The sequence below is a fragment of the Hydrogenophaga sp. genome, from assembly GCF_035481345.1.
In the GTDB taxonomy this organism is placed as follows: Bacteria; Pseudomonadota; Gammaproteobacteria; order Burkholderiales; family Burkholderiaceae_C; genus Hydrogenophaga.
Genome location: NZ_DATIGV010000107.1, coordinates 1 through 20,850, shown reverse-complemented (window position 1 = coordinate 20,850; position 20,850 = coordinate 1). Strand labels below are relative to the sequence as shown.

Below are 20,850 nucleotides of genomic sequence, written 5' to 3'. Positions count from 1 at the left end.
GGTTTGTCTCCTGATGTTGGGGGTGTCCTCGGACGCAGCGATCGTAGGAAAGAGCCCCACGCGGCGCTGTGCCGATGGCGCACTGTCCGCTTGACCAATCGCGCATGGCGATGCGGGTTTACCCGCAAGCCTTCAGGGCCCCGGCGGCGCGGGCGGCACCGGACAATCGGCGCCATGAGCGAGATGACCCCGATGAGCACCGACATCGTGGCGCCCAACGAGCGCGCCGCGATCTGGCGTGAGTGGGTGTGGACGCACTTCGGCGGGCTGGACTCCGACCTGTACGGCGACACGGAGTTCGAGGGCCACATGAGCGCGTCGCAGGCGGGCGAGGTGGTGCTGACGCGGCTGGAGGCGAACCGGCACCGCGTGATCAAGAGCGACCGCCTGGCGCGGGCCGGCGAGCGCGCGTACCTGAAGATCGTGGCGCCCTGGCGCGGCAGCGCGGGCGTGCAGCAGGCCGGCCGCGAGGCCTGGGTGCGCCCGGGCGGCTGGGCCATCTACGACACCACGCACGACTACGCGGTGTCCAACCCCGAGCGGGTGGAGCATCTGATCGTGATGCTGCCCAAGGCGCAACTGGCCGAGCGCGGCCTCTCGCTGGAGCCGCTGATGGCGCGCCAGATCGGCGGGGTGAGCGGCATCGCGCGCGTGGCGCTGGAGACCATGCGCGCCACCTACCAGGAGCTGCCGGGCATGAGCGAGTCGGCCGCGCGCGGCGCGGGCGAGGCGATCGTGGAGCTGGTGCGCCTCTCGCTGCTGGAGTTGGCCGGGCGCGGCGACGGGCGCACGCAGCTGGAGGCGTTTCGCGACCGCATCCGCGTGCACATCGGCCGGCATTTGCGCGACCCCGATCTGTCGCTGGACCACATCGCCAGCGCGATGAACTGCAGCAAGCGCCACCTGCACAAGGCCTTCAGCGCCGAGGACGACACGCTGGCCCAGTACATCCTGCGCCAGCGGCTGCAGGGCTGCATGCGCGAGCTGGGCGAGCCGGCGAGCGCGGCGCGCACCATCACCGAGATCGCGTTCTCCTGGGGCTTCAACAACACGGCGCACTTCAGCCGCGTGTTTCGCGAGCACACGGGGCGCACGCCGTCGGACTACCGGGCTGCCGCGCAGGCGGCGGGCTGAGCGACGCCGGGGGCGGCTTCAGCGCGGCGCGCAGGCGCGCGCCACCTTCATCGCCAACTGGTGCAAGGCCTGCCAGGGCTCGGCGGGCCAGTCGGGGAACTTCAGGCCCTTGACGATGCCGTCCACGGTGTGCGCGTCGTCGAGCCAGCGCGCCAGTTGCGCCGTGCCCAGGGTGGGCAGCACGCGCTCCACCAGCTTTTCCTTCACGCCCCACACGCGGCTCTCGCGCAGGGCGATGGGCAGCGGGCGGCCGTCGTCCACCGCGCCGCGCACGCGGTTGAGGGTGCGGATGTCTTCGGCCAGGGCCCAGTGCACCAGCACGGGCGCCTCGCCCTCGGCCTGCAGGCCGTCGAGCATGCGCTGCACGCGCGCCACCTGGCCGCCGAGCACGGCCTCGGCGAGCTTGAAGGCGTCGAAGCGCGCGACGTTGAGCACGGCGGACTCGACCTGCTCGAAGCTCAGCTCGCCCTGCGGATGCAGCAGCGCGAGCTTCTGGATCTCCTGGTGCGCGGCGAGCAGGTTACCCTCCACGCGGTCGGCGAAGAAGGCGAGCGTGCGCTGGCCCTCCTCGCCCGCGCGCACGCGCTGGCCCTGGGCCTGCAGGCGCATGGCGATCCACTGCGGCAGGGCCTTGCGGTCCACCGGGTCCACCCGCACCGTCACGCCGTGCGCGTCGAGCGCGGCAAACCAGGCGCTCTTCTGCGTGGCCATGTCCAGGCGCGGCAGCACCACCAGGGTGAGCGTGCTGTCGTTGCCGTCGGCGGCCTCGGCCAGTTGCTGCAGGGCGGCCGAGCCGTCCTTGCCGGGCTTGCCCGAGGGCACACGCACCTCGACGATCTGCTTGTCGGCGAACAGGCTCAGCGAAGCGCCGCTGGCGATCACGGACGACCAGTCGGCGTGCGCGCCGGCCATGGTGTGCACGGTGCGTTCGGTGTGGCCCTGCTCGCGCGCGGCGGCGCGGATGGCGTCGCCCGCCTCCTGGATCAGCAGGGGCTCGTCGCCGTGCAGGGTGTAGAGGCTGCGCAGCCCCTTCTGGAGCTGGGCGGCGAGCTGGTTCGCGGCGACCTGCATGCCGTCGTCAGATCTGCCGCACGGCGGCGAGGCGGCGCACCACCTGCTGCGCGATGTCGCTGGTCATGTCGCGGTAGAGCATCTGTTCCTCGGCGTCCTTGGAGAGCACCTGGGTCTCGTTGAAGCTCATGTCGCGCTCGATCAGCAGCTCGGTGTCCTCGATGAGCATGCGCTCGTCGCGGGTGCGCAGGTTGAAGCGGAAGCGCTGGCGCAACTGCAGTTCGCGCACCTGGCCGGCGGCCGTCTGGCCCACGACCACGCGCTCGCGCTGGTCCACCTGCACGGTGAGGATCACGGGCGGCGGCGGCGTGCCGTTCACGCGCAGGTCGTTGACCTGCATCTCGCGGTACAGCTGCGACGTGACGTAGCCACCCGAGATGCCGTTGAGTTGCACGGCGTCGAAGGCGAAGGTCGGCGCCTCGCGCAGCTTGAAGCCGCAGGCCGACAGGGCCAGAGCCGCCGAACCACCGAGCAGAAGGCGCCGCTTCATCATCACACCACCACGTTGACGAGGCGGCCCGGCACCACCACGACCTTCTTGGGCGCGGCGCCGGCCGCTTGTTTGATGAAGGCCTCGCTGGCGAGCGCGGCGGCTTCGATGGCGGCCTTGTCGGCGCTGGCGGGCACGGTGACGCTGCCGCGCAGCTTGCCGTTGATCTGCAGCACGAGTTCGATCTCGTCGCGCTGCAGCGCGGCCTCGTCGGCCTGCGGCCAGGGCGCGTCGAGCAGTTCGCCGGGGTAGCCGAGCTGGCTCCACAGCGTGTGCGCGATGTGCGGCGTGGCCGGGTACAGGCAGCGCAGCAGGATGCCGAAGCCCTCGGCGGCGGCGGCCTCGTCGGCCGCGCCTTCGGGCGTGAAGCCCTCCAGCGCGTTGAGCATCTTCATGGCGCCCGACACCACGGTGTTGTATTGCATGCGCTGGTAGTCGTAGTCCACCTGCTTGAGCACGGTGTGCACTTCCAGGCGCAGCGCCTTGGCAGACTTGGACAGCGCAGCCTGGCCCACGCCGGCGGCCAGCGCGCCCTGCGGCGCCCCCAGCGCATGGCGCTTGTGGCCATAGGCCCAGACGCGGCGCAGGAAACGGTAGCTGCCTTCCACGGCCGCGTCGTTCCACTCCAGCGTGGCCTCGGGCGGCGCGGTGAACATGGTGTACAGGCGCGCGGTGTCGGCGCCGTACTTCTCGATCAGGTCCTGCGGGTCGACGCCGTTGTTCTTGGACTTGGACATGGTGCCCACGCCCTCGTAGTCGATGGGCGTGCCCGCGGGCAGGTCACCGACGGCGTTCTTCAGCTTGGCGCCGATGACCTTGCCGCCCTCGTCGAGCACGTTGTCCACGTCGTGCGGCCAGAAGTATTCCTTGCCGCCCTTCTCGTTGCGGCGGCTGTAGATGTGGTTGAGCACCATGCCCTGCGTGAGCAGGTGGGTGAAGGGCTCGTCCACCTTGACGAGACCGAGGTCGCGCATGACCTTGGTCCAGAAGCGCGCGTAGAGCAGGTGCAGGATGGCGTGTTCGATGCCGCCGATGTACTGGTCCATCGGCATCCAGTAGTCGGTGCCTTCGGCGACCATGCGTTCGCGGTTGGTCGGGTCGCAGTAGCGCATGAAGTACCAGGCCGAGTCCACGAAGGTGTCCATGGTGTCGGTCTCGCGCCGCGCGGCCTTGCCGCACACGGGGCAGACGACACCCGCGTGGAAGCCCTCGTGGTGGTTGAGCGGGTTGCCGCTGCCGTCGGGCACGCAGTCTTCCGGCAGCACCACGGGCAGGTCCTTCTCGGGCACGGGCACCGCGCCGTGTTCGGGGCAGTGGATGATGGGGATGGGCGTGCCCCAGTAGCGCTGGCGGCTCACGCCCCAGTCGCGCAGGCGCCAGGTGGTTTTCTTCTCGCCCAGGCCCTTGGCGGCGAGGGCCTCGGCGACCTGGTCGACCGCGGCCTGCAGGCCCAGGCCGTCGAGGAAGCCGCTGTTGACGCAGACACCGCGCTGCTTGTCGGCGTACCACTCCTGCCAGGCCTCGGTGCTGAAGGTCTCGCCTTCGACGGCCACGACCTGCGGGATCGCCAGGCCGTACTTCTTGGCGAACGCGAAGTCGCGCTCGTCGTGCGCGGGCACGCCCATGACGGCGCCGTCGCCGTAGCTCATGAGCACGTAGTTGCCGACCCACACGGGCACGGCCTCACCGGTGAGGGGGTGCGTGACGCTCAGGCCCGTGGGCAGGCCTTCCTTCTCTTTGAGCGCGAGCTCGGCCTCGGTGGTGCCGCCCTTCTTGCATTCCTCGATGAAGGCGGCGAGCTTCGCATCGCTCGCGGCGGCGTGCGTGGCCAGCGGATGCTCGGGTGCCACGGCGCAGAAGGTGACGCCCATGATGGTGTCGGCGCGCGTGGTGAAGACGTAGAGCTTGCCGTCACCGATGAGCGCGCCGCCCGAGTCCTTGATCTGGTGCGGGAAGGCGAAGCGCAGGCCCTCGCTCTTGCCGATCCAGTTCTCCTGCATCAGGCGCACCTTGTCGGGCCAGCCGCTGAGCGTGGCCTTGGGGTTGCCGATCTGCACGTGGTCGAGCAGCTCGCCGGCGTAGGCGGTGATGTTGAGGTAGTAGCCCGGGATCTCGCGCTTTTCCACCAGCGCGCCGGTGCGCCAGCCACGGCCGTCGATGACCTGCTCGTTGGCGAGCACGGTCTGGTCCACCGGGTCCCAGTTGACGACCTGGGTCTTGCGGTAGGCGATGCCCTTCTCGAGCATCTTGAGGAACAGCCACTGGTTCCAGTGGTAGTAGTCGGGCGAGCAGGTGGCGACCTCGCGGCTCCAGTCGATGGCCAGGCCCATGGCCTGCATCTGCCGCTTCATGTAGGCGATGTTGTCGTAGGTCCACTTGGCCGGTGGCACCTGGTTCTTGATGGCTGCGTTCTCGGCCGGCAGGCCGAAGGCGTCCCAGCCCATGGGCATGAGGACGTTGTAGCCCTTCATGCGCAGCTGGCGCGTGAGCATGTCGTTGATGGTGTAGTTGCGCACGTGGCCCATGTGCAGCTTGCCGCTGGGGTAGGGCAGCATGGAACAGGCGTAGAACTTCTTCTTGCCGGCGTCTTCGGTGACGCGGTAGGCGTCGCGGGCGGTCCAGTGGGCCTGCGCGGCGCGCTCGACGTCTTGGTGGGCGTATTTGTCTTGCATGGGGGCGGGGAAGACCAGGGGGCCGGACGGGCGTGCGTGCCCGTGGGAGCGGGGATTTTAGGCCGGGGCCCCGGCGGCGCGCCGTCAGCGCGGGGAAGCGGGGCCGCTGGCCGTGAAACCGACGCGCCGCAGGCCCGCCGCCTGCGCGGCGCCGATGAGCGCGAGCACCCGCCCATAGGGCACGGACGCGTCGGCGCGCAATTGCAATTCGGTCGCCGGGTCGTGCTGCGCGGCGGCGCGCAGGCGATCGGGCAGCGTCGCCTCGGGGACGGCCTCGCCGTTCCAGCGCAAGCCCGATCGGGCGTCGAGATCGAGCACGACCACGGGTGCGGCGGCGGGCGCGGGCGTGGCGGCCTTCGCCGGTGGCAGCTCCAGCGCCATCTGCCGCGCCATGAGCGGCGCGGCCACGATGAAGATGACCAGCAGCACCAGCACGACGTCGACCAGGGGCGTGACGTTGATCTCGCCGATGGCGCGCGCCGGGCGCGTGCCGGGCAGGCGGCCGAAGCTCATGTTCTGGGCACCGGCGCGAACCACTCGCGCAGGTCGTGCGCGAAGCCTTCGAGCTCGGCCTCCAGCCGGGCGATGTGGCGCCCGAGCGCGTTGTGGCCCAGCACGGCCGGGATGGCCACCGCCAGGCCGGCGGCCGTCATGACCAGGGCCTCGCCCACGGGAGCGGCCACGCGCTCGATCTGAAAACCCTCGCCGAAGCCCACCGCGGCCAGCGCGTGGTGCACGCCCCAGACCGTGCCCAGCAGGCCCACGAAGGGCGCGGTGGCGGCCACGCTGGCGAGCAGGGTCTGGCCGAACTGCAGGTGGGCGCGGCGGCCGTCGAGCGCGCCGCGCAGCAGGCGCGTGACCTGCGCCGCCCGCTCACCCTGGCGCGCGAGGCTGGCCGCGTCCACCGCGTCGAGCGATCGAGCGGCCCGCAGCAGCGGCAGCGCGAGCGCGGCGGTGTCGGCCTGGGCCAGGCGGCGCTCGGCCTCGTCGATATCCGGGGCGAGCCAGAAGGCCGCCGTGGCGCGCGGCAGGGCCAGGGCGCCGCGGCGCAGCAGCGAAAATTTCCAAATCATCACCACCCAGGTGGCGACGGACATGGTGAGCAGCAGGGTTCCGATGGCCTGGCCGAAGGGGTCGGCCTGGAGGAACACCTGCCACATGCTAGGTGCGCAGCCCCAGCACGTCGAACATGTCGAACAGGCCGCTGCGGCGGCCCGCGAGGAAGCGCACCGCGCGCAGGCTGCCCTGGGCGTAGGTGCTGCGGCTGGCCGACTTGTGCGTGATCTCGATGCGCTCGCCGGTGCCGGCGAACAGCACGGTGTGGTCGCCCACGATGTCGCCGCCGCGGATGGTGGCGAAGCCGATGCTGGAGGGGTCGCGCTCGCCGGTGACGCCTTCGCGCGCGTAAACGGCGCAGTCCTTCAGGTCGCGACCCAGCGCGCCGGCGATGACTTCGCCCATCTTGAGCGCGGTGCCGCTGGGCGCGTCCACCTTGTGGCGGTGGTGGGCCTCGACGATCTCGATGTCGTAGCCGGTGGACAGGGCCTTGGCCGCCATTTCCAGCAGCTTGAGCGTGACGTTGACGCCCACGCTCATGTTGGGCGCCATGACGATGGCGATGCGCTTGGCGGCCTCGGCGATCTCGGCCTTCTGCTCGTCGGAGAAGCCGGTGGTGCCGATGACGAGCTGCACGCCGTGCTCGACGCAGGCGCGCAGGTGGGCCATGGTGCCCTCGGGGCGGGTGAAGTCGATCAGGCAGTCGCTGCCCTTGAGGCCTTCGGCGAAGTCGGCGGTGATGGTGACGCCCGTGTGCTGGCCGGCGTAAGCGCCGGCGTCCTGGCCGATGGCGGGGCTGGCGGCGATGTCGAGCGCGCCGCCGAGCACGCAGTCGCCGCTGGCCTGCACGGCTTCGATGAGCATGCGGCCCATGCGACCGCTGGCGCCCGCGACGCAGACGCGGGGACCGGTGCGGGCTTGACTCATCGCGCGGGCTCCAGGGGCGGGAACTGCGTGGTGGAGGGCGCGGGGGCGGCACTGGCGGGCAACGGGGGGGCCTGCGGCTTGTTGCGCTCGGCAAAGGCCTTGAGCTGCTCCTCGGTGGCCTCCAGCGGGGGCACCTTGCTGTTCTTGTCGCGGCGCGCATCGAGCGAAGCGACGAACTCGGCCTCGCTGGGCAGGTCGTCGGCCTCGTGGCGCGCCAGCCCACCGTCCTTGAAGAACACCGACACGCGGCGGCTCTGTGGCTCCTGGCCCCGGCGCTGCAGGGTGAAGACGTAATCCCAGCGGTCGGCGTGGAACACGCTGGCCAGCAGCGGCGAGCCCATGATGTCGCGCACCTGCTCGCGCGGCATGCCGGGCTGCAGCGCCTGGACCTGCTCGCGGGTGATCACATTGCCTTGAAGAATGTCGATCTTGTAGGGGGTGACCCAGCCGGCCACGGTGCCGCAGCCGCCCAGTGACAGCGCGGCGACGAGCACGGCCGCCGGTGCGAGCGGGATTCGGAGCTTGAAGAGAAACATGGCGAAAACCCGGATGGGCCTGCTGGCCTTGCGCTGGCGCGGCCGGCGCAAGGCGGACGATAATCGGTCGGCCATTGTAGTGAGCCCGACGCCAGCACCATGTCCAACATCGAAGACCTCAAGAGCACCGGCCTGAAGGCCACGCTGCCGCGCCTGAAGATCCTCGAGGTCTTTCAGAACGCCACGCAGCGCCACATGACCGCCGAGGACGTGTTTCGCGTGCTGCTCGACGAGCGCAGCGACATCGGCCTGGCCACGGTCTACCGCGTGCTGATGCAGTTCGAACAGGCCGGCCTGCTCACGCGCAGCAACTTCGAGTCGGGCAAGGCCGTTTACGAACTCAACGAGGGGCAGCACCACGACCACCTGGTCTGCCTGGACTGCGGGCGGGTCGAGGAGTTCTTCGACCCCGAGATCGAGAAACGCCAGCAGATGGTGGCCAAGTCGCGCGGCTTCGCGCTGCAGGAACACGCGCTGTCGCTCTACGCGAACTGCACCAAGGGCGATTGCCCGCACCGCGTGCCCAAGGTCGGCGGCCACCGCTGAGGGCCACGGACGATCCGGCGCCGGCCTGGGCTACTCTTCCCGTGACATCGCGGCGCGGTGGCGCTGCACGAATTCCTGGTAGGTGTCGATGCCGCGCAACTGCAGGATGGTGTTGCGCACTGCGGCCTCGACCAGCACGGCGATGTTGCGACCCGCCACCACCTGGATCACCGCCTTGCGAACGGGCACACCCAACACATCCTGGTACAGCGGCTCGTAGGGCATGCGCTCGTAGTCGCGCTCCATGGTCTCGCGGCGCACCAGGTGCACGATGAGCTGCAGCCGCATCTTGCGGCGCACCGCGGTCTCGCCAAAGATGGCCTTGATGTCCAGCAGGCCGATGCCGCGCACCTCCAGCAGGTTCTGCAGCAGCTCGGGGCAGCGGCCTTCCACGCTGGTCTGGTTGATGCGGTACAGGTCCACCGCGTCGTCGGCCACCAGGCCGTGGCCGCGCGAGATGAGCTCCAGCCCCAGCTCGCTCTTGCCCAGGCCCGATTCGCCGGTGATCAGCACCCCCATGCCCAGGATGTCCATGAACACGCCATGCATGGTGGCGCGGTCGGCGAAGTGGCGCGAGAGGTAGGCGCGCAGCACGTCGATCACGAAGGCCGCGGACTCGTGGGTCGCGAACATCGGGATCTGGGCGCGCTCGCACATGGCGAGCAGTTCGTCGGGCGCGGGCTTGTCGTCGGCCACCACCAGCACCGGCGGCTCCAGCGTCACGATGCGCGCCACGCGGCGGCGGTTGTCCTCGACGCTGGGGCTGGTGAGGTAGGCGACCTCACGCTCGCCGATGACCTGCAGGCGGTACGGGTGGATGTAGTTGAGGTAGCCGACCAGGTCGGCGCCCGAACGCGCCGCGCGGATCGCCACCTCGTCGAAGCGGCGCTCGGAGGCGCCCAGGCCCGCGATCCACTGCCACTTCAGCGTGTCCCGGTGGTCCTCGAAGAGGACGTCGGCGCTGACGACGGTCGGCTTCATGCGGGAAGATCGGCCGCCGGGCCGCCCCAAGGCCGATCAGCCCCCTCGGGGGGCAGCGACCCGTGCAACGGCGGAGCGTGGGGGCTCAAGGTTCAGGCCGCGGCGTGCGCCGACTGCCAGTTGGCGATCAGGCCGTGCAACGCGGCGGCGTCGGTCGAGCCCTTCATGCGCTCGCGCAGGGCGCTGTCGCTGAGCAGCTCGGCGATTTCCGAGAGGATTTCCAGGTGCTTCTGCGTGGCCGCCTCGGGCACCAGCAGGAAGATCATGAGTTGCACCGGCTGCTCGTCGGGGGCATCGAACCCGATGGCACTGTCCAGCTGGAACACCGCGGCCAGCGGCTGCTTGAGGCCCTTGATGCGACCGTGCGGAATGGCCACGCCATGGCCCAGGCCGGTGGAGCCCAGGCGCTCGCGCGCGAAGAGGCTGTCGGTGATGAGGGCGCGGTTGAGGCCGTGCAGGGTTTCGAACAACAGGCCCGCTTCCTCGAAGGCGCGCTTCTTGCTGGTGGCGTCAACGCTGACGAGCACCTGCGCGGCGGGCAATATGGCAGACAGTCGGTTCATGGGGGCCCTTTCGGGCGCGAATTATGCGCTTCTGATCTCCCACGCCTAGATGAAAAAGACAAAAAAGCCGCTTGACAACTCAAGCGGCTTGTTGCAATGCAGCACGGTCGCAAACCCACGAACGGCGCGGGTTGTGACCGTTTTCACATCAGGCGTTTAACGGCTTCGTGGTTGTGGTCCTGGGTCTTGGTCTTGTAACGGAGCACCTGGCGGTCGAGCTTGTCGGCAAGCTCGTCAACGGCGGCGTACAGATCGGCGTGGGCACTCTCGGCGAACAGGTCGCGGCCTTTGACGTGGATGTTGCATTCCGCGCGTTGCCGCAGGTCTTTTTCCTTGAGGTTGTCCACTTTCAACAGCACCCGGACATCGACGACCTGATCGAAGTGTCGGGAAATGCGTTCGAGCTTGCTGGTGACGTAGCCGCGCAGGGCGGGGGTGACCTCGAGGTCGTGACCGTTGATCGTCAGGTTCATGAGTGAGCCTCCAATTGCTCCGGGTTGACACAGGCCGCCGGGGGCAAGGCCATCCGGCGACCACGGGATGGCTTGCGACCCACTATGCCGACGATGCCCGGCCCACGCAAGCCGAAAGCGTCAGAAATCGTGACGATCTGACCAGCGTCAAAAGATGTGAGCGCCCGGCGCGGTCGAGCCGTCCGCCAAAGGCGCACGACTCACACCTTCTCAGGACTGACGGCTCGGACCGGGCGCGCCATGCAGATGCAGGCGCCGGGCCATGGCGATGCTGGCGAGGCTGGCCGCCACGCCGATGAGGCCCGCCACCCAGTAGTGTTCGACCCGACCGGCGGCGTCGCGCGCGATGATGAGACCGCCGACGAGCGAGGCCAGGCCCATGGCCGCCGACTGCACCGAGGCGTTGAGCACCATGAACGTGCCGCGCAGGCGCGGCTCGGCGGCCGAGGTGAGGATGGCCATGCCGGGAATCATGCGGCCCGACATGATCGCGAAGAAGCCGGTGGACACGATTAGCGCCGCCCACAACGGCAGGGGCGGCGCCAGCGTGGTGGCCATGAGGGGCAGCACCACCAGCAGCGCCAGGCGGCTGAAGGTGGGCACCTTGCCGTGCCGATCGGTCAAACGGCCGACCCAGCGCGCCGTGAGCAGCGTGACCGCCCCGCCCACCAGGTACAGCAACGGGATGTCGGCGTCGCTTAGGCCCACGTTGGCCTGCATGTAGATGGTGATGAAGGGAATCACCGTGAAGCCCGTGAACATCATGAGCGCCGACATGGCGAAGGCGCGCCAGTGGTTGCGCCCGGCCAGCACCTCGACCAGGCCACGCCAGACGGCGGGCGAGCCGGTCTGCAGGTGCCCGCGCAACGGAGGCAGGGTGAGCGTGGCGCCCACCAGGAACACCACGCACAGCAGCGCGATGGCGATGAAGGTGGCGTGCCAGCCCAGCGCGCTGGCCAGCCACAGGCCCAGGGGCACACCGGCCACCGTGGAGAAGGAGAAGGCCGACATGACGACGCCCATGGCGCGGCCGCGCCGTTCGAAGGGCACCACGTCGGCCACGATGGTCTGGGCCAGCGCCGAGAGCACGCCGCCGAAAACGCCCGCCGCGATGCGCGCGCCCATGAGGAAACCGTAGCCCGGCGCGAGGCCGCAAGCCAGCGTGGCCAGGGCGAACAGGGCGTAGAGCCACAGCAGCAGGGTGCGGCGATCGAAGCGGTCGACGTAGGTGGCCGCCAGCAGGCCCGAGGCGCCCGCCGACAGGGTGTAGGCCGAGACGAGCAGCCCGAACTGCGCGTCGCTGATGCCGAAGAGCCGCGTGAACTGCGGCCCCAGCGGCATCATGATCATGAAGTCCAGGATGTGGGTGAACTGGATGCCGGCCACGGTCAGCAGCAGCCAGCGTTCGCGCGAGGGACTGAACGTGATGGGAGTGGTCACGGAGCGGTGATCGAATCAGGGGGGCCGAGTGTCGCCGATCGCTCATATCCCCGCTGAGGCGCCCCTATGCTCGCGCGAATGGAACATTCCCTTGCGCCGGGCGAGCGTTTGCGCGGCGAGCAGGTTCGGCTGCTCGCGAACAACGTGCCCGCGCTGGTCGTGGGCACGCTCATCCTGGCCGCGGGTGCGGCCGCGCTGCTGTGGGCCAACGGGCAGGCGCTGTGGCCCGTGGCCGGCTGGCTGGCGGCCATGGTGCTGCTGTGCGCGGCGCGCCTGGGCCTTCTGCGCCGGTTCCGCCGCGCCGCGGGCGACACACCCCAGCGCTGGGCCCCCGCGTTCGTGCTCGCCTCGGCGCTCGCCGGCCTGTGCTGGGGCGCGCTGGCCTGGCTGTTCTTCACACCCGATCAACCGCTCATGCTGGCCATCGTGGCCATCGTGCTCATGTCCATCCTGTCGAGCGCCACCCAGTCGCTGGGGCCGTTCTTTCCCGCGCACCTGGCCTTCGCCCTGCCCTGCGTCCTGCCCTTCGCGGCGCGCTGCCTGTGGTCGGGGCAGGGCTCGCTGGCCACCCTGGGTGCGCTCACGCTGGTCTACCTCGTGATGGCCGAGCTGTTCGCCTTGCGCATTGCGCGCGCGATCGAAGACGCCCTGCGGCTGCGCTTCGAGAACGAATCGCTGGTGGCGCAGCTCACCGTGGAGAACGAGCGCGCGGCCACGGCCAACCTGGCCAAGACCCGCTTCCTCGCCACGGCCAGCCACGACCTGCGCCAGCCCATCCACGCCATGAGCCTGTTCGTGCCGGCCCTCAAGGCGCTCGCCACCCAGCCCACGGTGAGCCCGCGCGTGGTGGGCAACATCGCCGAGCGCCTGCAGGCCGCGCTGGACACCATGGCCCAATTGCTCAACCGCCTGCTCGACATGTCGCGGCTGGACGCCGGAGCGCTGCAACCCAGCCCGCAGCCGGTGAACCTGCACGCGCTGCTGCACAAGGTGTCCGATGAGGTGGCGCAACAGGCCCTGACCAAGGGCCTGAAGCTGCGCGTGCACGACCACGCCGCGCTCGTCGTGCAGACCGATCCCGCCATCCTGCACACCATCCTGAGCAACCTGGCGAGCAACGCGGTGCGCTACACCGAGCGTGGTGGCGTGCTGCTGGCCGCGCGACGCCGCGGCGATCGCGTGCGGCTGGAGGTCTGGGACAGCGGCATCGGCATTTCCACCGAGGACCTGCCCCGCATCACCGATGAGTTCTTCCAGGCCCAAGGCGGCCAGCGCGATGCCAGCCAGTCGCGCGGCTTCGGCCTTGGCCTGGCCATCGTCAAGCGCTCGGCCGAACTGCTGGGCAGCCCCCTGCGCGTGCGTTCGCGCCCAGGCCGCGGATCGGTGTTCGCGATCGAACTGCCCCTGGCCACCGCCGCCGCGCCGGACGGTGCCGCCCTGCGGCTCGAGGCGGCGCTGTCACGGCCCCGCCAGGTGCTGGTGGTGGACAACGACGAGCAGATCCTCTCCGCCATGTCCTACCTGCTGCGCGGCTGGGGCCACGAACCGCTGCTCGCGGGCACCCTGAACGAGGCGCTGGCCCACCTCGACGCGGGCGCGGCGCCCGAACTCGCCCTGATCGACCTGCACCTGGCCAGCGACGAGCATGGGCTGCAGGTCGCCGAGCGCCTGCGCGAGCGGCTCGGTCCGCGCATCCGCCTGGCCGTCGTCACGGGCGACACGGGGCCCGAGGCGCTCGCGTCCATTTGCGCCGCAGGCCTGACGGGCCTGCACAAACCCGTGGACCCTGACCGCCTGCAGCGCTTCATCGACGGCAACCCCACACCCACCGGCGCCCGCCCGGCGTGATAGCGTCACGGGCCACGGCATCACCCAACACGCCAACCCGCATGTCGCTCGACACCGTCCTCAGCCACAGCATCCAGCTGCGCGACCTGGGCGCGGCCCCGGCCGACGGTTGCGCCCTCGTGCTCATGGGTGGCGGCGCGCGCACCGCCTACCAGGCGGGGGTGCTCAAGGCCGTGGCGGCCATGCTGCCCGGCAGCGCCACGGCCTTCCCCTTCCGCTGGCTGTTCGGCACCTCGGCCGGCGCCCTCAACGCCAGCTTCCTGGCCTGCCGCGCGGGCGACGGCGCGGCCGCGCTGCCCGCGCTCGGCGAGTTCTGGCTGAGGCTGCGCTCCGAGCACGTGTACCGGCTGGAAGCGCCGACCTGGGTGCGCGCCAGCCGGGTGCTGGCGGGCTGGACGCTGGCGCGCCAGGTCAAGCGCCACCGCGCCCTGCTCGACACCCTGCCGCTGGTGAACACCCTGCACCGGCACATCCACTTGCAGGGGCTGGAGACGGCGCTGGAACTCGGCGCGATCGACGTGCTGGGCGTGACCGCCTCGAGCTATTCCACCGGCGAGCACTGGACCTTCTGCCAGACCCGCGCCGACAGCACCGTGCCGGCCTGGCACCGGCCCGGGCGGCGCGCCGAGTTCCAGCCCATCACCATCGAGCACCTCATGGCCTCCAGCGCCATCCCCTTCCTGTTCCCCGCCGTGCCGCTGTGGGTGAGCGGGCACCGCGAGCACTTCGGCGACGGCTCCATGCGCCAGCTCTCGCCGCTGTCGCCGGCCATCCAGTTCGGCGCGCGCCGCATCCTGGTCGTCGGCGTGGGCCAGCCGCAGCGCGCCGGCCTCGCCGGGCGACACGACACCGCCGACCTCACGGCGGGCACCGTCGCCGGCCACGCCATGGCCAGCGTGTTCCACGACACCCTGCAGGCCGACGTGGAACAGACCATGCGCGTGAGCCAGACGCTCGCGCGCCTGCCACCGGAGGTGTCGGCCCTGCTGCCCTACCACCCGGTGGAGGTGATGGCCATCCAGCCCAGCGTGTCGCTCGACGAACTCGCGCTCAAGCACGTGAACGAGCTGCCCGTGACCACGCGCCACACCCTCATCGGCCTGGGCGCACTCGATACGCGGCGCGGCGCCAACGCGAGCGCCGCCGCCCTGGCCAGCTACCTGCTCTTCGAGCCCGGCTTCGTGCAGGCGCTGATGGCCCTGGGCGAACACGACGCCTGGCGGCGGCAGGACGAATTGAAGGCCTTTCTGACCCCTGCCGGCGAGACCGCCGCCGCGGACCCGGTGCGATAATCGCCCCCGTTTTCACACGGAGCCCTTGATGGACAGCACACCCCCCAGTCGTGTGCTTTCAGCCCTCTCCGCGACCGTCTGAGCAGCGCCTTGCCGCTGCGGCCTGGACGGGCGGCTGGCTGAAAGCGCCACCGAACCCGCCGGCCGGGTCCCCCGGCCACCGCCAGACCGTTCTCGACACGCAGGAGCGCGCCATGCTCAACGTCTTCACCCTGGCCAACGGCCGCCTCTTCCAGGAAGAAATCGAGTCCCTGGAAGAACTCGCGAAGTTCAAGCCCATCTGGGTCGACCTCGAAGACCCCACGCCCGAGGAGCGGCGCTGGGTCAAGCAGCACTTCGGCCTGTCGATCCCCGAAGACGCGATGGACGAGGACATCGAGGAGTCGGCGCGCTTCTTCGAGGAGGACAACGGCGAGCTGCACGTGCGCAGCGACTTCCTCATCGACGACGACGACGACCCGCGCGCGGTGCGCGTGGCCTTCATCCTCAACGAACACAACGACACCCTCAAGAGCCGGGGCGTGCTGTTCTCCATCCACGACGAGGACGTGCCCGTGTTCCGGCTGCTGCGCATGCGCGCGCGGCGCATGCCCGGCCTGATCGACGACGCCAAGGACGTGCTGCTGATGCTGTTCGACGCCGACGCCGAGTACTGCGCCGACACCCTGGAGAACATCTACGACGACCTCGAGACCGTGAGCGCCAAGGTGCTCTCCAGCGAGGCCAGCGACTCCGCCCTGGGCGAGGCGCTGTCGGCCATCGCGCAGCACGAGGACATGTCGGGCCGCATTCGCCGCAACGTGATGGACACGCGCCGCGCGGTGAGCTTCATGATGCGCAGCCGGCTGCTGAGCGCCGAGCAATTCGAGGACGCGCGCCAGATCCTGCGCGACCTCGACTCGCTGGACGGCCACACCGCCTTCCTGTTCGACAAGATCAACTTCCTGATGGACGCCACCGTCGGTTTCATCAACATCAACCAGAACAAGATCATCAAGATCTTCTCGGTGGCCAGCGTCTCGCTGCTGCCGCCGACGCTGGTGGCCAGCAGCTACGGCATGAACTTCCAGTTCATGCCCGAGCTGAACTGGCGCTTCGGCTACCCGCTGGCGATCGGGCTGATGGTGCTGTCGGCGGTGGTGCCGATGCTGTACTTCCGCAAGCGCGGCTGGCTACGCTGAGTCGCCGAGCAGCCGCTCGACGATGGCCGCGCTGTAGCGGCTGGCCACCTGCGTGAGGAAGCGCGGGAAGTCCACATGGGCCGCGTCGTCGGCGCGGTCGGAGATGGTTCGCACCACCGCCAGCGGCACGCCGAAGTCCGCGCAGACCTGGGCCACGGCCGCGCTCTCCATGTCCACCGCCAGCGCCTCGGGCAGCTCGCGCCGCAGGGCCTCGCTCTCGGCGCTGCGCGAGACGAAACGGTCGCCGGTGACCAGCAGGCCACGGTGCACACGCGAGTCGTGCAGGCCAAAGGCCTCGATCGCCTCGGCGCCCAGCGTGGCCGCCGCCTGGCGCAGCGTCGCCTCGCAGGCCCGCGCCAGGCGCTCGCTCAACGCCGCGTCCGCCGCGAAGCGCGAGCGGCGGTAGCCTGGCACCTCGTGGCGCGGAAAGATCGGCGAGGCGTCCATGTCGTGCTGCAGCAGATCGGCCGCCACCACCACGTCACCCACCTTCACGCCCGCACCGATGCCACCGGCCACGCCGGTCATCACGATGGCGCCGGCGCCGAAGCGCTCGATCAGCAGCGCGGTGGTGGTGGCCGCGGCCACCTTGCCGATGCCGGAGAGCACCGCCACCACCGTCTGGCCGTGCAGGTGGCCCCGCCAGAAGCCACGGCCGCCCACGTCGATGCGCTGCTCGTCGGGCAGCAGGTCCAGCACGGCCTGCAACTCTTCCGGCAAGGCGCTGACCAGCGCGAGGGTCATGGGCGCCTCAGTTCCTCACTTGTCGCGCAGCTCGCGGCGCAGGATCTTGCCCACCGGCGTCTTGGGCAATTCGGTGCGGAACTCGATCACGCGCGGCTGCTTGTAGCCCGTGAGGTTGGCGCGGCAGAACTCGCGCACCTGCTCCTCGGTGAGCGAGGGGTCCTTTTTCACGATGACCAGCTTCACGGCCTCGCCGGTCTTCTCGTCGGGCACGCCCACCACCGCGCACTCCAGCACGCCGGCCAATTGCGCCACCACGTCCTCCACCTCGTTCGGGTAGACGTTGAAGCCACTCACCAGCACCATGTCCTTCTTGCGGTCCACGATCTTGAAGTAGCCGCGCGAATCCATGACGCCGATGTCGCCGCTCTTGAAGTAGCCATCGGCCGTCATGACCTTGGCGGTCTCGTCGGGGCGCTGCCAGTAGCCCGCCATCACTTGAGGACCGTGGATCGCGATCTCGCCGGGTTGGCCCACGGGCACTTCATTGCCGTCGTCGTCCAGGCACTTCATGCGCGTGTTGGGCAGCGGCACGCCGATGGTGCCCGTGTACTCGGTGCTGGTGGTGGGGTTGCAGCTCGCCGAGGGGCTGGTCTCCGACAGGCCGTAGCCCTCGCAGATCGGGCAGCCGGTCTTCTCGAGCCAGCGCTTGGCCACCGCGCCCTGCACCGCCATGCCGCCGCCCACGGAGACCTTCAGGTGGCTCCAGTCCACGGTGTTGAAGTCGGGGTGGTTGGCCAGGCCATTGAACAAGGTGTTCACCGCCGGGAAGCTGTGGAAGCGGTGCTTGCTCAGCTCCTTCAGCACCGCGGGCAGGTCGCGCGGGTTGGGGATGAGGATGGTCTTGCCGCCCACGCGCAGGCTCAGCATCATGTTCACGGTGAACGCGAAGATGTGGTACAGCGGCAGTGCGCACACGCAGGTGGGCTGCTCGCCGGCTGGCACCTTCTGCATCACCGGGTCGTTCCAGGCCTCGGACTGCAGCACGTTGGCGACGATGTTGCGGTGCAGGAGCACCGCGCCCTTGCTCACGCCCGTGGTGCCGCCGGTGTACTGCAGCACGGCCATGTCGTCGGCCTTGATCTCGGGCTTCTTGAGCGCGCTGCGCGCGCCGCGTGCGATGGCGTCGTTGAAGCGCACCGCCTGCGGCAGGTTGAAGGGCGGCACCATCTTCTTCACATTGCGCACCACGTAGTTGACGAGGCCGCCCTTGAGGAAACCGAGCAGGTCGCCCATGGCCGCGAGCACCACGTGCTTCACCGGCGTGGCCGCGATGCACTGCTCCAGCGTGCGCGCGAAATTCTCGATGATGACGATGGCCTTGGACCCGGAGTCCTTGAGCTGGTGCTCCAGCTCGCGCGCGGTGTAGAGCGGGTTCACGTTGACCACCACCAGCCCTGCGCGCAGGATGGCCGCGACCACCACCGGGTACTGCGGCACGTTGGGCATCATGATCGCCACGCGATCGCCCTTGACCAGGCCCAGCCCCTGCAGGTAGGCCGCAAAGGCCTGCGACAGCGCGTCGGTCTGCGCGAAGCTCACGTCCTTGCCCATGAAGCTGTAGGCCGTGCGATCACCGAAGCGGCGGAAGCTCTCCTCCATCAGGTGCACCAGCGAGGGGTACTGGTTCACGTCGATGTCGGCGGGCACGCCGTCGGGGTAGGCGGCGAGCCAGGGGCGGTCGGCGGTGGCGGTCGGCATGCGATGTCTCCTGTGTCAGCGGATCTTGGATCTTGTCAGTGGAAGCGTTCGAGCAGTCGGATGGCCTCGGCGTCGTCTTGCCGCACCGCCACGTAGTTGGGGCCGGAGCGAAAGTCGTTCATCTTGTAGTTCCAGGGCGCGAAGGCCACGCCGCGGCGCGTCAGCCGGCCCACACTGTAGCCGTGGCCCGCGAACAGCTCATGGAAGTCGCGCATGAGGAACTTCGCGTCGCCGTGCGTGTAGCCGTACTCGAACTGCACCACGCGGATGGCCTTCGCGCGCAACTGCGGCGCAAAGCCTTCAAGCACCCAATGGTCGGCGCCTTCCACGTCGATCTTGAGCAGGTCGATGGCCTCGATGCCGCGCTCGCGACAATAGTCGTCGCCGCTGACAATGCGCGCCGTGGAGGTGACAGCGCTCAGGCGGGCGTCGTGGTAGGTGGCCGTGGTCAGCAGGGTGTTGACCGTGGAGTTCTCGCCGTAGTCCTTGAAGCTGACGCTGCCACTCTCGCGGCCCATGCCGCAGTTGTTGAGGTGAAAGCGCGGCCCCTGCACGCGCGCGCTCAAGGTCTCGAAGGTGCGCGGCGAGAGTTCGAAGCAATGGATATCGGCCGCCGGCAGCGCCCGCGCCGCCGCCAGCGACCAGTCACCCACGTTGGCGCCAACGTCGAACACCGTGTGCACCGGCAGGGCCGACAGCACCTCCAGGAGGCGGCGTTCGCCGTTCTTGTCGAAGTCGTAGGAGTAGCCCCGCAGGCTGTCGATGGCCCCCTGCAACAGCTTCACGCCCACAGCCCGGGGATCGTCCCAGGCCTTGCGCAAACGCTCGCCGAGCGGGCGACGGCTCATTCGGTAGCCCTCCGCGCTGCGCACTGCAGGGCCGAGCGCCTGGGGAGCGGCCCGGCGGCGCTCACTCCACCGCCTTGGTGATGTCCTCCACCACCTTCTTGGCGTCGCCAAAGACCATCATGGTCTTGTCCATGTAGAACAGTTCGTTGTCCAGGCCGGCGTAGCCGGCGGCCATGGAGCGCTTGTTCACGATCACGGTCTTGGCCTTGTAGGCCTCCAGGATCGGCATGCCGTAGATGGGGCTGCCCTTTTGCAGCGCCAGCGGGTTCACCACGTCGTTGGCGCCCAGCACGATCGCCACGTCGGCCTGGCCGAACTCGCCGTTGATGTCTTCCATCTCGAAGACCTGGTCGTAAGGCACCTCGGCCTCGGCCAGCAGCACGTTCATGTGCCCCGGCATGCGCCCGGCCACCGGGTGGATCGCGTACTTCACCGTGATGCCCTTCTCGGTGAGCTTGTGCGCGAGCTCCTTCACCGCGTGCTGCGCGCGCGCCACCGCCAGCCCGTAGCCCGGGACGATGACCACCGTCTCGGCGTTGCCCAGGATGAAGGCCACGTCGTCGGCGCTGCCGCTCTTGGCCGTGCGCTGCACGCCGCCGCTGGCCGCCGCGCCCGCCTCGCCGCCGAAGCCGCCCAGGATGACGCTGATGAACGAGCGGTTCATGGCCTTGCACATGATGTAGCTCAGGATCGCGCCCGAGCTGCCCACCAGGCTGCCCGCGATGATCAGCATCGGGTTGTTCAGGCTGAAGCCGATGCCCGCGGCCGCCCAGCCCGAGTAGCTGTTGAGCATGGACACCACCACCGGCATGTCGGCGCCACCGATGGGGATGATGATCAGCACGCCGAGGATGAAGCTCAACGCGAGCATCGCGAAGAACGCCGTCCAGTTCTCGGTGAACATGAACACCAGGCCCAGCGCGACGGTGGCGATGCCGAGCACCAGGTTCAACATGTGCTGGCCGCTGAAGACCACCGGCGCGCCCTGGAACAGACGGAACTTGTACTTGCCCGACAGCTTGCCGAACGCGATGACGGAGCCGCTGAAGGTGATGGCACCGATCGCCGCACCGAGGAACAGCTCCAGCCGGTTGCCGGCCGGAATGGGTTGTCCCGCACCCGTGATGCCGAAGGCCCACGGCTCGGCCACCGCGGCAATCGCAATGAACACCGCCGCCAGGCCGATCATGCTGTGCATGAAGGCGACCAGCTCCGGCATCTTGGTCATCTCGACGCGCTTGGCCATGATCGAGCCGGCGGTGCCGCCGATCAGCAGGCCGACGATGACGTAGCCTATGCCGGCTGTCGCTAGCTCAGCGCCCAGCTTATAGATGAGGCCCACAGTGG

At 69.5% G+C, this 20,850-nt stretch carries 20 protein-coding genes; 5 read left to right on the top strand and 15 right to left on the bottom strand.

All coding sequences use genetic code 11. The features are described from left to right. Positions 1–174 precede the first annotated feature (174 nt). The gene (locus tag VLG41_RS11910; protein ID WP_325349619.1) at positions 175–1,134 is read left to right on the top strand and encodes a helix-turn-helix domain-containing protein; all 960 of its coding nucleotides are present in this window, start codon (positions 175–177) and stop codon (positions 1,132–1,134) included. 18 nt (positions 1,135–1,152) lie between these two features. Here the strand turns inward: VLG41_RS11910 and holA are convergent, their stop codons facing one another. From holA to VLG41_RS11875, 7 genes are all read right to left on the bottom strand, one after another. Further along, a complete protein-coding gene (gene holA / locus VLG41_RS11905) occupies positions 1,153–2,205 on the bottom strand; it encodes a DNA polymerase III subunit delta (RefSeq protein WP_325349618.1) in 1,053 nt (350 codons plus the stop codon). 7 nt (positions 2,206–2,212) lie between these two features. Continuing rightward, positions 2,213–2,695 (bottom strand): LPS assembly lipoprotein LptE, encoded by a 483-nt coding sequence (gene lptE, locus VLG41_RS11900; protein WP_325349617.1) that lies wholly within the window; start codon positions 2,693–2,695, stop codon positions 2,213–2,215. Between the two features lie 2 nt (positions 2,696–2,697). Then, positions 2,698–5,367 carry a leucine--tRNA ligase gene (gene leuS / locus VLG41_RS11895; RefSeq protein ID WP_325349616.1) on the bottom strand — a complete coding sequence of 890 codons (2,670 nt, stop codon included), beginning with the start codon at positions 5,365–5,367 and terminating at the stop codon, positions 2,698–2,700. A gap of 84 nt (positions 5,368–5,451) precedes the next feature. Further along, entirely contained in the window at positions 5,452–5,880 is a 429-nt protein-coding gene (locus VLG41_RS11890; RefSeq protein ID WP_325349615.1) for an ExbD/TolR family protein, read from the bottom strand. Next, positions 5,877–6,527: a MotA/TolQ/ExbB proton channel family protein gene (locus tag VLG41_RS11885; protein ID WP_325349614.1), complete on the bottom strand. Its 651-nt coding sequence runs from the start codon at positions 6,525–6,527 to the stop codon at positions 5,877–5,879. The genes VLG41_RS11890 and VLG41_RS11885 overlap by 4 nt, the downstream gene beginning before the upstream one ends. A 1-nt stretch (position 6,528) precedes the next feature. Further along, on the bottom strand, positions 6,529–7,350 hold the full coding sequence (dapB, locus tag VLG41_RS11880; protein WP_325349613.1) for a 4-hydroxy-tetrahydrodipicolinate reductase: 822 nt from the start codon (positions 7,348–7,350) through the stop codon (positions 6,529–6,531). Beyond that, positions 7,347–7,886, bottom strand: coding sequence for an outer membrane protein assembly factor BamE (locus VLG41_RS11875; RefSeq protein WP_325349612.1), 540 nt, complete (start codon positions 7,884–7,886; stop codon positions 7,347–7,349). The genes dapB and VLG41_RS11875 overlap by 4 nt, the downstream gene beginning before the upstream one ends. A 99-nt stretch (positions 7,887–7,985) precedes the next feature. Between VLG41_RS11875 and fur the strand changes: the two genes are divergently transcribed. After that, positions 7,986–8,432 carry a ferric iron uptake transcriptional regulator gene (gene fur, locus VLG41_RS11870; protein ID WP_325349611.1) on the top strand — a complete coding sequence of 149 codons (447 nt, stop codon included), beginning with the start codon at positions 7,986–7,988 and terminating at the stop codon, positions 8,430–8,432. Positions 8,433–8,462: 30 nt separating this feature from the next. Here the strand turns inward: fur and hprK are convergent, their stop codons facing one another. From hprK to VLG41_RS11850, 4 genes are all read right to left on the bottom strand, one after another. Beyond that, positions 8,463–9,413, bottom strand: a complete 951-nt coding sequence (gene hprK, locus VLG41_RS11865) for an HPr(Ser) kinase/phosphatase (protein WP_325349610.1) — start codon at positions 9,411–9,413, stop codon at positions 8,463–8,465. 92 nt (positions 9,414–9,505) lie between these two features. Beyond that, a complete protein-coding gene (locus tag VLG41_RS11860) occupies positions 9,506–9,976 on the bottom strand; it encodes a PTS sugar transporter subunit IIA (protein ID WP_325349609.1) in 471 nt (156 codons plus the stop codon). Between the two features lie 143 nt (positions 9,977–10,119). Further along, entirely contained in the window at positions 10,120–10,449 is a 330-nt protein-coding gene (hpf, locus tag VLG41_RS11855) for a ribosome hibernation-promoting factor, HPF/YfiA family (RefSeq protein ID WP_325349608.1), read from the bottom strand. Between the two features lie 210 nt (positions 10,450–10,659). Next, positions 10,660–11,889, bottom strand: coding sequence for an MFS transporter (locus VLG41_RS11850; RefSeq protein WP_325349607.1), 1,230 nt, complete (start codon positions 11,887–11,889; stop codon positions 10,660–10,662). A 78-nt stretch (positions 11,890–11,967) separates the two neighbouring features. Between VLG41_RS11850 and VLG41_RS11845 the strand changes: the two genes are divergently transcribed. The 3 genes from VLG41_RS11845 to corA all read left to right on the top strand — a co-directional run bounded on the left by VLG41_RS11845 (position 11,968) and on the right by corA (position 16,210). Further along, complete coding sequence (locus VLG41_RS11845) at positions 11,968–13,737, top strand: hybrid sensor histidine kinase/response regulator (protein WP_325349606.1); 1,770 nt, start codon at positions 11,968–11,970, stop codon at positions 13,735–13,737. Positions 13,738–13,778: 41 nt separating this feature from the next. Continuing rightward, positions 13,779–15,029: a patatin-like phospholipase family protein gene (locus VLG41_RS11840; protein WP_325349605.1), complete on the top strand. Its 1,251-nt coding sequence runs from the start codon at positions 13,779–13,781 to the stop codon at positions 15,027–15,029. Between the two features lie 194 nt (positions 15,030–15,223). Continuing rightward, positions 15,224–16,210, top strand: a complete 987-nt coding sequence (gene corA / locus VLG41_RS11835; RefSeq protein ID WP_325349604.1) for a magnesium/cobalt transporter CorA — start codon at positions 15,224–15,226, stop codon at positions 16,208–16,210. Here corA and VLG41_RS11830 read toward each other — a convergent pair. The 4 genes from VLG41_RS11830 to VLG41_RS11815 form a co-directional block, all read right to left on the bottom strand. Then, entirely contained in the window at positions 16,202–16,954 is a 753-nt protein-coding gene (locus VLG41_RS11830; RefSeq protein WP_325349603.1) for a 5'-methylthioadenosine/adenosylhomocysteine nucleosidase, read from the bottom strand. The two genes, corA and VLG41_RS11830, sit on opposite strands and share 9 nt — an antisense overlap. Before the next feature lie 15 nt (positions 16,955–16,969). Beyond that, the gene (locus tag VLG41_RS11825) at positions 16,970–18,655 is read right to left on the bottom strand and encodes a long-chain-fatty-acid--CoA ligase (protein ID WP_325349602.1); all 1,686 of its coding nucleotides are present in this window, start codon (positions 18,653–18,655) and stop codon (positions 16,970–16,972) included. Between the two features lie 35 nt (positions 18,656–18,690). Beyond that, the gene (locus tag VLG41_RS11820) at positions 18,691–19,503 is read right to left on the bottom strand and encodes an FkbM family methyltransferase (RefSeq protein ID WP_325349601.1); all 813 of its coding nucleotides are present in this window, start codon (positions 19,501–19,503) and stop codon (positions 18,691–18,693) included. 61 nt (positions 19,504–19,564) lie between these two features. After that, positions 19,565–20,850 (bottom strand): NAD(P)(+) transhydrogenase (Re/Si-specific) subunit beta (locus tag VLG41_RS11815; RefSeq protein ID WP_325349600.1); only part of this gene is annotated, 1,286 nt, incomplete at its 5' end.